General features: G+C 39.6%; 12 protein-coding genes. 7 read left to right on the forward strand and 5 right to left on the reverse strand.

Annotation, left to right across the window (positions count from 1 at the left end; genetic code table 11):
• Positions 1–365 precede the first annotated feature (365 nt).
• A complete protein-coding gene (locus IE337_RS01800; protein WP_191136578.1) occupies positions 366–959 on the forward strand; it encodes an NAD(P)H-dependent oxidoreductase in 594 nt (197 codons plus the stop codon).
• Between the two features lie 59 nt (positions 960–1,018).
• Here the strand turns inward: IE337_RS01800 and IE337_RS01805 are convergent, their stop codons facing one another.
• The 4 genes from IE337_RS01805 to IE337_RS01820 form a co-directional block, all read right to left on the reverse strand.
• The gene (locus IE337_RS01805; RefSeq protein ID WP_191136579.1) at positions 1,019–1,459 is read right to left on the reverse strand and encodes a hypothetical protein; all 441 of its coding nucleotides are present in this window, start codon (positions 1,457–1,459) and stop codon (positions 1,019–1,021) included.
• 142 nt (positions 1,460–1,601) lie between these two features.
• Positions 1,602–4,067 carry a C39 family peptidase gene (locus tag IE337_RS01810; protein ID WP_191136860.1) on the reverse strand — a complete coding sequence of 822 codons (2,466 nt, stop codon included), beginning with the start codon at positions 4,065–4,067 and terminating at the stop codon, positions 1,602–1,604.
• A 201-nt stretch (positions 4,068–4,268) separates the two neighbouring features.
• Complete coding sequence (pnuC, locus tag IE337_RS01815) at positions 4,269–5,030, reverse strand: nicotinamide riboside transporter PnuC (RefSeq protein ID WP_191136580.1); 762 nt, start codon at positions 5,028–5,030, stop codon at positions 4,269–4,271.
• A gap of 244 nt (positions 5,031–5,274) precedes the next feature.
• Positions 5,275–5,742: a hypothetical protein gene (locus tag IE337_RS01820; protein WP_191136581.1), complete on the reverse strand. Its 468-nt coding sequence runs from the start codon at positions 5,740–5,742 to the stop codon at positions 5,275–5,277.
• Between the two features lie 267 nt (positions 5,743–6,009).
• Here IE337_RS01820 and IE337_RS01825 point away from each other — a divergent pair, with 267 nt between their 5' ends.
• Positions 6,010–6,669 (forward strand): VTT domain-containing protein, encoded by a 660-nt coding sequence (locus IE337_RS01825; protein WP_057745575.1) that lies wholly within the window; start codon positions 6,010–6,012, stop codon positions 6,667–6,669.
• Positions 6,670–6,704: 35 nt separating this feature from the next.
• Here IE337_RS01825 and brnQ read toward each other — a convergent pair whose 3' ends face one another.
• Positions 6,705–8,048 carry a branched-chain amino acid transport system II carrier protein gene (brnQ, locus tag IE337_RS01830; protein ID WP_191136582.1) on the reverse strand — a complete coding sequence of 448 codons (1,344 nt, stop codon included), beginning with the start codon at positions 8,046–8,048 and terminating at the stop codon, positions 6,705–6,707.
• 539 nt (positions 8,049–8,587) lie between these two features.
• Here brnQ and IE337_RS01835 point away from each other — a divergent pair.
• The 5 genes from IE337_RS01835 (at position 8,588) to IE337_RS01855 (ending at position 15,229) form a co-directional block, all read left to right on the forward strand.
• The gene (locus IE337_RS01835; RefSeq protein ID WP_191136583.1) at positions 8,588–9,925 is read left to right on the forward strand and encodes an FAD-dependent oxidoreductase; all 1,338 of its coding nucleotides are present in this window, start codon (positions 8,588–8,590) and stop codon (positions 9,923–9,925) included.
• A gap of 197 nt (positions 9,926–10,122) precedes the next feature.
• On the forward strand, positions 10,123–10,818 hold the full coding sequence (gene treR / locus IE337_RS01840) for a trehalose operon repressor (RefSeq protein ID WP_112468569.1): 696 nt from the start codon (positions 10,123–10,125) through the stop codon (positions 10,816–10,818).
• Between the two features lie 18 nt (positions 10,819–10,836).
• The gene (locus tag IE337_RS01845; RefSeq protein ID WP_191136584.1) at positions 10,837–11,328 is read left to right on the forward strand and encodes a PTS sugar transporter subunit IIA; all 492 of its coding nucleotides are present in this window, start codon (positions 10,837–10,839) and stop codon (positions 11,326–11,328) included.
• 26 nt (positions 11,329–11,354) lie between these two features.
• Complete coding sequence (locus IE337_RS01850; RefSeq protein WP_191136585.1) at positions 11,355–12,860, forward strand: PTS transporter subunit EIIC; 1,506 nt, start codon at positions 11,355–11,357, stop codon at positions 12,858–12,860.
• Between the two features lie 11 nt (positions 12,861–12,871).
• Positions 12,872–15,229: a glycoside hydrolase family 65 protein gene (locus IE337_RS01855; protein WP_191136586.1), complete on the forward strand. Its 2,358-nt coding sequence runs from the start codon at positions 12,872–12,874 to the stop codon at positions 15,227–15,229.

Below are 15,229 nucleotides of genomic sequence, written 5' to 3' on the forward strand. Positions count from 1 at the left end.
GGAAGCGCTAGGGTGAAATTTGTGATGAGCAAGCAAAAATGTACAGTGGTTATATATAATCAGTAGGTGATGCTGAGTAAAGAGTTTAGAAGTGAGAACTTTACAATTTATTAAACTAACCAAACATGAGATGATTTTTTTGAAAATCAATAAATTATTATATTAGAAATATAAATACTGAATATATCATTTTTGATGTTTAGATTCCGTTTTTTATCTATCATATACGTGTATCACAGTAAAATTAAATGGCTGTTTTACCTTTTTTCTATGATTTTTTCTATGAATTATTACTAGAGAAATAATTTTTATGATGATACGATGTATATACAAAATAAATTAATGAAAATGTAAGGGACCAAAAAATGAAAACAGTTATTGTATACAACCATCCATATAAGAAAAGCTTTAATCACGCAATCCTAGAACGCATTGTTTCAACAGTACAGTCAACAGGTAACGAGGTTGATGTGATTGATTTAGATGAGGATCAATTCAATCCAGTTATGTCGACTGAGGATTTAGCGGCGTTTGTGAATCAGCAACCAGTTGATCAAGCATCTATTGACTATATTAAAAGATTGAAAGAGGCAGACCACTTGGTATTTGTTTTCCCAATTTGGTGGGAACTAATGCCAGCGATGATGAAGGGATTCATAGACAAAGTTATTTTTCCTGGTGGGACATATGAATATGCTAATAATGGTATTTCGATGTACAGTAAGTTGCCAAAATTACAATCGGCAACGATTGTTACCACGATGAATACACCCAAGCCATTCTACAAGTTGGTATACAGCAATGCGATTCAACGTGCGATGGTGCGGGGGACGCTTAAGTTATCAGGGATGAAAAATGTAAAGTGGATCAGTTTGAATATGGTAAAGATGGCATCTGATAGGAAACGTCAAAAGTGGTTAGATAAATTAGAAACCTTTTTCCTGAAACAGAACGGGTAAATGATTGCGTAATAAAAACAGCCAGTTAATATGTTAACTGGCTGTTTTCGTTTTTTATATTAAATAGCTTTAACTTTTTGATTTGTTAAAATACGCGACACGATGAAGGCTAAGGCGAGGGCAGTGAATATTGCTATGACTAAGATGAATAGCCAAGTATTGACATGATGGCTGAAGTGTTCCATGACTTCAAAGGTTGAGCTACAAGCTTTGATATACCCAGCCAGCGCAACGAAAAACCAGGCAATGGATTTATTTCGAAGGGAGTTGAAAGCCTTTAAAGCAGCTTTTTGTTCGTCAGTGAGTAGTAACTTTAACTGATTTAAATCACGTAAATGTATTTTACGGTCTGCGAAAGCGTGATTGTGAATCTCATCAAAATCAATATTTGTTAACAAGAGATCGCGCTGTTCGTCTAATTCTAAATAAGCCTGATAAAGTGGAAATATGAATAATAACCATTCTGCTATGCAGACCATGGTTGTGCCAAAAATACCCATGTTGTGGACTCCTAATTTCGATAAGATTAAGGCTAAATCTTATACCTTCTCAATATTATTGTCAAACGTTTGAAAATAATATACGCTGCTAGTTTACAATAGAAAAGCTCCCATTATCTGGGAGCTTTTTGTTTAATTCAGCTTAACGAATAACCATATTCATAGATTGTGGTGTCTTGAAACCATTGGCCTTAGTATTTTTATTAACGTAAGCCCAAGTGCTTTGATTTATCCAAGTTGCCTTTGGACTATAAGCGTATGGATCAGCAATTAAGAATTGTCCGGCACGGTATCCGACAATTGTCATAACGTGGAATGAGTGTGCGCCAGTTAAGCGCCATGAATAGTCAGCCCAGGTCACAATTGCGTTTCCACGATTCAATTCACGGATAATGGTACCAACTGTTGCACCAGTTAGATCAGCGGCACCAGACTTTTTAAATGCCTTAGAGAGAGCATCTGCAAAGACAGTTTCAGTTTTAGCGCCACCATTTCCAAATGGGTTACCATAGAAACCTTGGTGTGGGTTTTTGTTGTAACCGTAGCCTAATTGGTTATAAATTGAGCGGAGAGAAGGTACCTTACGTCCCTTATGAGACAATGCCATTTGCATTGAAGCTCCTTCACAACCTTCGGGTGCCCCTTGATTAAGTTGTGAGTAGTAACTGTAGTTTAGCAAGGCTTGTGTAGCAAGTCCCTTTGGACCAAAGTAGTAACGGGTATTATTGAAAGTCTTCCAAGCATTTGTTAAACGAAGGTGGTTTGGCTGATAGAACTCAACATTGTTACCAAAGTAACGAGCACCAGTAATGGCGTTTCCATTACCACCTAAGAAATAAGTACCCTTCTTCGTAGCATAGTACGCGTTGCGCATTTGCTTAAATGATTGGTTATTGTAGCCTTCAACTTGCTTACGACCCTTCGAATCAGTGAAGAATCGAAGACCCTTGACGGCTTGACCATTATTACCAAGATAATAAGCACTATTAGTAATCAGATAGTATGCGTTGCGCATTTGCTTGGAAGTTTGATTGTTATAGGCTTCAAGGTGCTTTTTACCACTCTTATCAGTGTAGAAACGTAATCCCTTGATGGCTTGACCGTTATTACCTAGATAGTAGGCGCTCCCCTTAATTTGGTAATATGCATTGCGCATTTGCTTAAAGGTCTGATTATTATAAGCTTCAACTTGTTTTTTACCATTTTTATCAGTATAGAGACGTACGCCCTTAACGGCTTGACCGTTATTACCTAGATAATAAGCACTGTTGGTAATTTGGTAATACGCATTACGCATTTGCTTAAATGTCTGATTATTATAAGCTTCGACGTGTTTTTTACCATTTTTATCAGTGTAGAGGCGTACGCCCTTAACGGCTTGACCGTTATTACCTAGATAATAAGCACTGTTGGTAATTTGGTAATACGCATTGCGCATTTGCTTAAAGGTCTGGTTATTGTAAGCTTCAACATGCTTCTTACCATTTGCATCGGTGTAGAAACGTAATCCTTTGACGGCTTGTCCATCATTACCCAAGTAGTAAGCACTATCCTTAATTTGGTAATATGCATTGCGCATTTGCTTGAAGGTTTGATTGTTATAAGCTTCTACGTGTTTCTTACCATTTGCGTCGGTATAAAAGCGCAAACCTTTAGTAGGTTTACCATCGTATCCGAAATGGTAGACGTCTTGTCCATCTTGGAAATAGCTATTACGAACCAAGAAATGCGTTTTAGGATCATACGCTTCAACGTAGCGTTTACCATATTCATCGGTGAAGACACGCAAACCACTGAAAGCATTTCCGTCGTTATCAAAATAGTAGACAATGGCGTTATTTTGATAATAGTAGTCATTACGCATTAGGGTGTAATCTGGTAAATAAAGATTGAGTTGGTTATCAGCTGTTGTGATAAATCCAGTTTGTGCAATTCCTGATTCATTAAAGTAGTAACCTTTACCGCTGATGGTCTGCTTTCCAACTAGGGCTTTACCGTCTTTATAATATTTAGGACCATCCCAGCCATCTTTATGTTTGGGTTCAACTGGCTTGTTTGTGTCAGTCTTATTCCCCGTATCTGGTGTAGTAGGCTTGTTTGTATCAGTCTTATTCCCAGTATCTGGTGTAGTAGGCTTGTTTGTATCAGTCTTATTCCCCGTATCTGGTGTAGTAGGCTTGTCTGTACCAGTCTTGTCACCAGTGTCTGGTGTAGTAGGTTGGGTTGTACCAGTCTTGTCACCAGTGTCTGGTGTAGTAGGTTGGGTTGTACCAGTCTTGTCACCAGTGTCTGGTGTAGTAGGCTGAGTGGTATCAGTTGAATTGCCAGCATCAGGAGTAGTAGGTTGAGTTGTCTTTCCAGTGTCTGGAGTTGTGGGTTGAGTTGGAACCGTTTGGTCGGTTGCAGAAGGTGACGTTGTGTCGGCTGTTTGGCCTTGGTCGGCAGTATTTGCGACTTGTTCAGTTTTTACTGTTGTTTGACCTGTTTGCGTTGTTGCTTCATCGGCACTCGCCACACCAGCTCCCAAAGTGATTGCGGCGGCACCGATTACGGCACTTAACCACATCTTGCCACTCTTGTACAACTTTACATGTTCTTTCCTTTGCATTGTTTTCTCCTATCCTTAATTGAACGATAAAACTAAAAATTCACATTAAAACCTAAATAAGTCTTAATTATTTTATTATATACCTGTTTCTTTATAAGTGTTTGATATCATATTTATTTCTTAATGAATATGAAAGATTTGCGCTTACATAAAGTAAAAGACGTGTTCCAACAAAATAGCCGGTCCACGCCTTTTATTAATTTAATTTTCGCGCATCCATTGATAAGTACCATAAAATGAATTTAGTAACATAATGATATTGGTTGTTAACATTGTCGTTGATCCAGCTTGGCCTTGTTGAAGTAAGTGAATGTAAATAGCGACATTCAAAACATTAATTGTTATCCAGAATAGCCACTGTGAGCGTTGACCGAATGACATCAAAATTTGTCCAACAATACCAAGGGGTAATAATGCTGCTTCAAAAAGTGGTAACACACCATGATTCGCAGCAATATTTTGGTTTGGTACAAAATAAAGAATAACAGCGGCCGCTATAACTGCGGCAAATTGAATGTGTGTTAGGCGCTTTGCATGCACGCGATTACTGTGCGTTGCATTTAAGTCATTTTGCCAGAAATACATGCCAACGAATTGCATAATGATATAAAAATATTGGGTATAAGTCGAACCGATTTGATGGTTCATCATGGCAATAATCAACCAAGCAATTGCGGAAATTAATCCCCACGCATAATTAGCTAGAAGTCCCTTATTAACAAAAATGAGTGAGACAACCATCGTTAGTCCGGCAATCAGTGAGGTGATAGCACCTGTTGAATAGTCGTGGGCTGAATAGAAAACCGCAACTTGCGCAACAAGCATGATTGTAAGCAAAAGCCAGTCAATCTTTGTAAATTGTTTAACTTCTTTGGCTTCATACTTCGGACTGAAGGCGTGAATTAAACCTTCAAAAGTTGTTGTAAGGACAGATTTGCTCCTATTGAGAATAGTATTAGACATTGGTTTTCCTTCCATAAATACTGAATTTTCAGCGCTTCTAAGGTGTCTTGACACCCTAGAGAATATCATAACAATATGACTGATCAAAAGGAAGACTTTAATGCTGCTTTTTAATTTATTTATGATGGTTTTAGCATTTAAATATAGGTCATAGAGATTATCCGTGTATTGAAACGTTTTATGCAAATGTTATGAATCCAAACCAATAAAAAAGAACCATCAAGTACATGGTGGTTCTTTCTTATTATTTAATAATAGTATGTTTAGGATCATTAACCGTAAAACTTCCGTCAGGATTTGGGTAAGCAGTTAACAAACTCGTGTGATCATTATCTGATCCAATTAATGTATAGGAATTGCCTGCATTGCGTTTAACTGCTAGTGTTGATGCATTTGAACCGGCTAGGTCATTTTCACGTGCAAGAGCACGCAACTTTTCAGTCAATTGTGGCACAGTCACTGTATATTTAGCTTCCGTTTTAGACAACTTGGGTGAGCTACTTTTAACGTCAACCTGTGATGTACTAGAAGATGGAGCAGTGGTATTGGTTTTCGAGGTTTCATTTTTTTGAGAGGAGCTTTGGTTCGATGATGATGAATGATTTGATTCATTTGTTTTAGAATAACCAATGAAACCACCAAGACTAAAGCTAGCAACCACTAGCAAAATCAGTATGACAAGAGCAATAAAACTTTTAACGTTTTTTGACATATTTAGATTCCTTACCATGAATTATTTTCTAAATTAAGTATAGCATTGATTTAGAACATATCGTGTGAACTACGATTAATTGCTCATAAAGTGAAGAAGAGATCTCACCGTGTATAGAAACTGATACGCTAGTTAGGCGGGTTTAGACATAATTGTCATAAAATCGTTGGGTATTTCTCAAATAGATGATACATAATTATGTCGCAATATGATAAAGTAGATTTTTATGATATTTATAATAATAAAACAGAGTGAGGAATATTTTAAATGAATGCTATTTCTACAGTTATCAATGTGTTTTTACACCTTGATAAGTATTTAGACCAATGGGTGAATGTTTTAGGGCCATGGACGTACGTCTTAATCTTTGCCGTCATCTTTATTGAAACGGGATCAGTTGTGTTTCCATTTTTGCCGGGAGATTCATTGTTGTTTGCAGCAGGTGCTGTAGCAGCATTGCCAAAGAACGTGCTGAATCCGGTCCTATTAATTGTAATCGTTTGGATTGCTGTTATCTTGGGTGATTCATTGAATTTCTACATTGGTAAAAAAGTTGGATTACCACTTATTCATAGTAAATTTGTGGGACGGTTTGTGACACAAAAGAACTTGGATGATACCAATAAGTTCTTTGAAAAGTATGGTATCTTTGCCGTGATTTTGGCGCGTTTCATGCCAATTATCCGAACACTTTCACCATTTGCAGCGGCACTTGCTAACTACCCATACAAGAAGTTTATGATGTTGGATATGATTGCTGCAACTTTGTGGACATTAATTTGTATTCCAGCCGGTTACTTCTTCGGCCGTATCCCATTTATTCAAGATCACTTCTCACTTGTGATTTTCGGGATTTTGTTCATTTCAGTTATTCCAGCTATCGTTACTGGATTAAAGTCTTACTTAACCAAAAAGAAGCATGCCTAAATAAAAATGACCTACCATTTATGGTAGGTCATTTTTTATTTAGCGTTTTGTCGTTTAACAGCGTAAACGCCTAAACCAAGCAGTGCACCGACTAATCCTGGTAGAACCCAACCAAGTCCTTGACTCGCGAATGGGACATATTGGTGGTAGAACGTAATAACCGGCAAGACCAATGCATTTTTTGCCAGTGGTGAAGCAGCTAACGCATCAAAACAGGCTGATGGTGTTACGAATAGCATGGTCAATTGATAAACGATTTGAGAGCCATTAAAGTATTTTTTAGTGAGTGAAAGGACGATTAAAGCAAGTACAAATGGGTAGATAAACATCAACACTGGCGCAGACCATGAAATGATGTTCGTTAAACCAGCATTTGCTGTTGCAAATGAACCAATGGCTGAGACTGATAGCCAAACATTATATGAAAATTTCGGAAAAATCAGATGCATATCATGTGCAAAAGATGAAAATAATCCGACTGCAGTGGTGAAGACAGCTAAAATCACGAGTACGCCGGTTAGAATCGAACCAAAAGTACCAAAATAATGATTAATGATAGCCATCAATGAAATTCCGCCATTTTCTGCTGGCTTCATGATTGCAAGACTTGAAACACCTAATGCAATGAGAGCGGTATAGATAATAGCTTCAAAAATAATGCTTAACAGCCCTGCCTTTGCGAGTGTCTTTGAAACAGCAGCTCCACGATAACCAAGTCCGCGCACTGCGTAAACAACTGAAACAGCAAGTGCTACCAGTGCAATACCGTCCATAGTGTTATAGCCATCTAAGAAACCTTGCATAAACGTATTGGTCTTATACGCTGTAGCGGTGGGTTGATTGAGATCACCCATGGGATTAAAAGCTGCAACAATGAGAATAAAGGCTAAAAGCACAACTAAGATTGGTGTTAAATATCGACCAATCCAGGCTGTTACACGCGAATCTGTGATACTGAGAAAAAAAGCAAGTCCAAAGAATAAGGCTGAAAAAATAACCATACCGAGGGTTTGCCATTGTTCAGGTAAAAAGGGCGCAATCCCCATTGTAAAACCTGTAGCAGCAGTACGTGGTGTACCAAAGAATGGTCCGATTGTCATATGAATTAAGACAAGTAGGGCCATACCGAACCATGGGGCGACAGGTTTAGCTAAATCATAGACGCTTTGTGAATGTGTTGTTGAAACAGCCAACATGGCCAGATAGGGGACGACAGTCCCAGTAATCAAGAAGCCAGCAGTTGCCAAAACCCAATGTGAGCCAGCCATTTGACCAAGTTGAACTGGGAAAATAAGATTACCAGCTCCAAAAAACATCCCAAAGACTAATGATGCCATAAGCAGTAGATCAGTAAAAGATTTTTGACGCGAATGTTGCATAATGGAATACCTCCTAATGTATACCGAGTAATAAAAAAAGCACAATTGGCTACAACAGCCAATTGTGCAAGAATGTCCGCATTCCATACAATTGAACTGCTCGCTTTGTTGGTTTAACAAAGTGAGCAACTCAAAGGAAAGCTTACTTCGTTAAACCGAAATAATCTTAATAATTGCAATATGTTCAATTGTTGGATTCATAAGACGCATAATAATGGACTTCCTTTTTTTATATTAATGATTGTTCATAACATTAAAACTAAATGATAAAAATGTCAACAAAAAAAGAGTTATTTTTGAAGATTCATGGATTGAATTTTATGAAATGCGTATATTCACTAGGCCACCAAGAAATGACTCTCCCTTTAATTGAACACATCTGCCAATGTGTTCAATTTTTAATGTAAATGATACCTTGTGGTAACACTTACCATTAGTAACTGTGTGTATAATATTGTTAATGAGTTCACAAAGATAAAGCGATTTAGATTGTTTTGTGAATATGGATGCTATGACAGGGTTAAAAATGGAGGTCAACTATGAAGGTTGCAGTTATCGGAAGTACACACGCTGGTGTTTTTGCAGCGAAACAGATTAAAGCTGAAGTTCCCGATGCCGAAGTGCATGTCTTTGAGAAGAACCAAACAGTCTCGTTCCTTTCTTGTGGAATTGCCTTATGGATTGGGGACCATGTTTCATCGACAGAACGTATGTTTTACGAATCACCTGAATCACTAGAAACTCAGGGCATTCAGATGCATATGCAGACAGAGGTGACCCAAGCTGATTTAACCGATAAACGTCTTAAGATTAAAAATTTGACGAATGACGAAATGCGTGAAGAGCAGTTTGATAAAATTATCATTACGTCTGGCTCAAAGGCTGTTATTCCACCCATTCCAGGGATTGATAGCGACAAAATTTATATGAGCAAGAGCTGGGATGATGCAAATCGCTTAAAGGCACAGACCGAAGATGTAAAGCGTGCCATTGTCATTGGAGCTGGGTATATTGGTGCTGAATTGGCAGAACAATTGTCACTTGCAGGGAAGCAAATTACCTTAATTGATGCACTTGATCGCGTTTTGGCAAAGAACGTATCACCAAAGCTGTCTGAAATCATTTCAAGCAAATATGAAGAACATGGTGTAACTTTAGCCATGAATGAAAAAGTGGTTGGTTTTGAAGATACAGCTGATGGCATTCGTGTAAAAACTGATCGTGCGGAATATGAAGCAGATATTGCTATTCTCGGCATTGGATTTATGCCAAATACAGATTTAGTTGCTGACCAACTCGACACATTACCAAATGGTGCTATTAAAACTGATAAGTACATGCAAACGTCACTCCCTGATGTTTATGCCGCTGGTGATGCTAGTGCAGTATTTTACAATCCCACGCGAGCGTATGATTACATTCCATTGGCGACAAATGCTGTACGACAAGGAATGCTGATTGGACGTAATATTTCACAACCAAAGGTAGCATATCCAGGAACGCAAGCAACATCAGCTGTTGAACTATATGAAACGGCGATTGGAACAACTGGGTTAACTAGTGTTGCTAATGCTGAAGCTAAGGGAATCTCAGCTGATGCAGTTACTATCGAAGAAGATTACCGGCCTGATTTCATGTTATCCACTGAACGTGTCGTTGCTTCTTTAGTTTGGGAGAAGGAAACGCGTCGCATTATTGGGGCAGAATTCTTGTCAGCACACGACGTTACACAAGCGGCGAATGTCGTGTCAGTTGCTATTGAGAATCAGATGACAATTGATCAGTTAGCGCTTTCTGATTTCTTTTTCCAACCAAACTTTAGTCAGCCAATTAATTATATTTCATCTGTAGCCATGGCCGCAGTTGCAAAAGCTTAATGAATTAAAGATAAAAGAAGGCAAATAGGTGCCTTCTTTTTTTTGTCATTTTTTTGTCAAAAAAGTTGTCTGCACAAACAAAACCAGTCCAGTAGGGATTTATACCAACATGACTAGCCAAGTTCAAGCGCAACCGAATTTACGCTGTTGTAAACGCTTACAAATGCTGATAAATTAAGAGTGTAAGGAGAACAGACATGGAAAAATATCGAGAGATTTATCAAGATATCCAAGCGAGGTTACTCGAAGGTGAATTTGAACAAGGTAAATTATTGCCAAGTGATCATAAACTCATGCAAAACTATGGTGTCGCACGAGAAACTGTTCGTAAAGCAATGAAACAGTTAGCCGAGGATGGTTATGTGCAGAGGTTGCGAGGGAAAGGCACTATTGCTATTGATCAACGACAATTTCATTTTCCGTTATCCGAAATCACAAGTTACACGGAGTTAGTGCAGAGCGAGGCTTTGAGTTCACAAAATCAATTAGTTGAATTTGAAGATGGGTGGTTGCCAAAGTTGTATGGGGAATCAGAACCTGTCGCAGTGAAGCGTGTGGTGCGTTTGCGTAAGGTGGATGGTGAAATCGACATCATTGATTATGACTATGTCTTGCAATCTGTAGCCCCCCAATTAACCGCTGAAGCAGCACAGCAGTCACTTTTCAAATATTTTGAACAAGATTTGGGATTGGAAATTGATTATGCGATTAAAACATTGACCGTGGAACTTGCAGATGCAGATGATCGGCGGTATATGCAGATACCTGCGTATACGCCAGTGGTTGTTGTTCGAAGTAAAACATATTTAAAAGATAGTGCGGTTGTCTCGTATACTGAATCGCGACATCGTGCTGATCGGTTTTCAAGTGTTATTTTTGCTAAAAGGCATTAAAAGAGAGGGAATATGACAATGTTTGGATTTAAAAAGAAGCATGAACTTATCGATGATGAACGGATTTTTGCTGTGGCGAGTGGGGAACTAATACCACTACAAGATGTTGATGATCCAGTCTTTTCACAAGGGATGATGGGGCGTGGTTATGGAGTGAATCCGGTAGAAAATGCGGTTGTGCAAGCACCGGTGTTTGCTAAAGTCACATTGGTTCAAGGTCATGCGATTGGTCTGGAACGAGCAGATGGATTGCAATTTCTGATTCATATTGGGATTGATACAGTGAATTTAAGTGGTCATTCGTTTAAACCGATTGTTGCTGAAGGGGATATTGTTGAAGCTGGTGATGAACTGGTTAAAGTTGATTGGAATGAAATTACGAATCATGGATTAGCCAAAACGGTGATGGTGGTGATGCCAAATGAACAGAAACTCGGGGCGACTGTCACGATTAATGATCACGTTCGGAATATTGAAGCTGGAGCTGAAATAGGTACGGCAACACGTTAGCTAGCTATACTAGGGGGGATTAAAAAATGGGACAAGATTATAAAGCACTAGCCAGTGCTATCATCACTGGTGTTGGGGGACCAGATAATATTAATTCAGTGATTCACTGTATTACGCGTCTGCGCTTTTATTTAAAGGATGAAACTAAGGTAGACAAGACCATTTTAGAAGGACTTGATGGGGTTGCTGGGGCAGTTTACAACAAACAACTTGGGCAGTATCAAGTCGTGATTGGACCAGCAGTCGAGGATGTCTATGATGAAGTCATACATCAGTTAGGTTCAAATTATGCGGGAGGAACAGATGAAACGGATCCAGAAATAGATGATGATCAAGCCGTTCAACCACTACCCAAAACCATAATTGGCTGGATTAAGTATGCTTTTCAGCTTTTAATTGGGACAATAACTGGATCTATGATTCCAGTTATAGGATTGTTGGCAGCCTCAGGAATTCTCAAAGGATTTTTGACGCTCTTTACGCAAAATTTACATTGGATTAATCCAGAATCATCAACTTACATTATTTTGAATGCGATGGGCGACTCGGCCTTTTACTTCTTACCCATTCTGGTTGGATTTTGTGCTGCACGTCAACTAAAGTCAGATCCGATTGTGGTTGCCACAATCGCGGGGGTCTTGGTTCATCCGTCAATCGCGGCGATTTGGGCGACACCAACTAAGGGGATGCCAACTTTGATGGGCGTTCCATTGAATGCTAACTTCTTCGGATTACCAATTCACATTCCGCAGTATGCTTATTCAATCTTTCCAATTATTTTTGCGGCGTGGATGGCACGTCCAGTTGGGAACTGGCTTAAGAAGCACACACCACTCGCTTTACGTTCGATCTTTGTGCCACTCTTTACCGTATTTATTGTGACAACAACGGTCTTAGTTGTGATGGGGCCAGCTATTTCACTTGTATCTGCTGGATTAGCCGCAGCGATTAATTGGTTAGTGACACTAAATGAAGCAGTTGCGGGCTTTATTATTGGTGGTTTCTATCAATGTTTGGTTATCTTTGGCCTACATTGGATGGTTATTCCAATTATTTCGAATGATATTGCTTCAACAGGTCATTCGGTTTTGAATGGATTAATTAATTTTACAATGATTGCACAAGGGGCAGGTGCCTTAGCAGTATGGGCTAAGACAAAGCATGAAGACTTGAAAGGAATTTCATTAGCTGGGGCTTTATCCGCTTTCGCGGGTGTCACTGAACCTGCTATGTACGGTGTCAATTTGAAATATGGTCGTGTCTTTTGGATGGCCAACATTGGTGGTGCCATTGGTGGTTTCCTGGCTGGGTTGATGAAAATTGATATGTTTGGCTTTACGGGTTCATTAATTGGCTTTCCATCATTCTTTTCACCACACAATCCATTTAATATTTGGGCCTTTGTCATTGCCGCTACGGTGACATTAATCATTTCATTTGTTTGTGTCTACTTCTGGGGATTCTCAGATGCAGATATTCAAAAAGCAAAAGCAGCCGAGAAGAAGAACGTCTTTAAGGACGTCATCGAATAAGGGGAATAATTATGAATCACGCAAATTGGGAATTAGCTTATCATGATGTGACACAAGCAGCTAAATCATACGGAGAGGAAGCGATCTTAGCCTTGGGTAATGGGTATCTGGGCTGGCGCGGGGCGCCAGTGTGGTCAACTTTTAGTGATAACCACTATCCGGCGTTATATGTAGCTGGTGTTTTTAATCAAACTAAAACGGCTGTCGCTGACCGAATTGTCGTTAATGAAGACCTAGTCAATTTACCAAATCCACAATTGATTCAGACTTGGATAAATAATCAAGCACTTGATGAGCATAATGTAACATCGCGGGAGAGTCACTTGTCTTTTAAGACCGGCGAACTGTTTGAGACGTTTACATTTGAGATTGCGGAAGGTCTAGTGACCGTTAAAACAACTAAGCTAGTTGATCCAATCGACTGGCATCAAATTGGATTGACATTTGAATTAGAAGCTGGGTTTCCAGCGCAAGTAACATTGCGTAGTGTGATTGACAGCAGTGTGACGAATCAAAATGTGAAACGTTATCGTGATTTTGACGCACAAGAATTTGATGTAAGTGACATTGATGCGGCTAACCGACAAGTTTATGTCCAAACGCGTCAGTCAGGGATTAGGATTGGGATTGGGGCGGAAACATACGTCAGTCAACAAAATAAACAGATTGCGGGGCTGGTCGAAGCAACAGAAAATCAGTTAGTGGAGCATTACGAGATTGAGCTATTACCGAATGTGCCAATTCGCTTAACTAAAACGGTATCTATTGTGACAACACAAGAAGAATCACAACCAATTACTGATGCGTTGGCAGAGCTTATGGCAGAAACGAATCTTGATTTAATTCGGAAGCATAGTACCGCATATTGGAACGATATTTGGCAAACTTCCGATATTGAAGTAGTCGCTGATGATTCCCGATTGCAACAGTTGGTTCGATTAAATATCTTTCATTTGCGACAAGCCGCTCAGAGCAAGGCCAACGCACAATTAGATGCTTCTGTTGGATCACGTGGCCTTACTGGCGAGGGGTATCGTGGACATATTTTTTGGGACGAACTGTTCCTTGTGCCATATTATGCGGCAAATGATCCAAAAGCCGCCCGTGCATTAATCCAATACCGGATTCAAAGACTTGCGGGAGCGCAAGCTAATGCTGAAAAGGAAGGCGAGGCGGGTGCCATGTATCCTTGGCAGTCTGGATTATACGGCGACGAACAGGCACAGGTCATCCACTTGAATACGGTTGATCAATCTTGGATTCCAGACAATTCGCGCCTGCAACGACATGTGAGTTTAGCCATTGCCTATGATTTGTGGGTATATACCCGTATGACTGGGGATGTTAGTCTACTTCAAAATGGTGGATTAACCATGGTACTTGAGATTGCCAAGTTCTGGCTAAATAAGGTAACGAAGGCAAATGATGGACGCTATGATCTCGCAGGGGTTATGGGACCAGATGAATTCCATGAGGCATATCCTGGGGCAACAGCAGCGGGTGTGCAGAACAATGCCTATACAAATGTGATGTTAGCTTGGCTTTTGAATTGGATACAAGAGTTGCAAATAGCTTTACCTGCCTTTGAGGCGATTGCCGCCAGCGCGAATTTTGACGACAAGTTATCGCAACGTGTTAGAGCTGTGATGCATGGTCTTCGGTTGGAACGCAATGATGCGGGCGTTTTTGCCCAGTACGAAGGTTACTTTGATTTAAAGGAACTTGATTTCACCGCATACGCTGAAAAATATGGTGATATTCATCGCGTTGATCGGATTTTGAAGGCTGAAGGAAAGTCTCCAGATGAGTATCAAGTTGCCAAGCAAGCAGATTTTTTGATGCTGTTCTACAATTTTGATGCCGAATTAGTGGCAAATTTGATTGAACAACTTGGTTATCAGCTTGAACCGGATTGGTTAGCTGTTAATCAGAGTTATTACCTAGCGCGAACAGTGCATGGTTCCACAACATCCCGACCTGTCTTTGCGGGGATTGATGTCACTTTGGGATTATTAGATGAAGCAGAAAAATTGTTAGCGTACGCGATTCGTTCCGATGTTGACGACATTCAAGGTGGGACAACCGCCGAAGGAATTCATACAGGTGTGATGGGGGAAACGCTAGCAGTAATTCAAAATCGATTTGCTGGTGTTAATTTAATGAGCGACATACCAGAAATAACGCCTAAATTACCTGCTGCTTGGCAATCAGTGCACTTTAAGCAACAGTATCAAGGAATCGTATTAGATATTATCGAAACACATGATTGGATATCGGTTACTGCGGATGAGCAGTTACAGATAAGTGTGGATGGTGAGACATATACGATAACAGATGGCGAACCGTTGGTTGTCACTTTAGGGGAGTAA

This window comes from Weissella viridescens (genome assembly GCF_014789145.1).
In the GTDB taxonomy this organism is placed as follows: Bacteria; Bacillota; Bacilli; order Lactobacillales; family Lactobacillaceae; genus Weissella; species Weissella viridescens.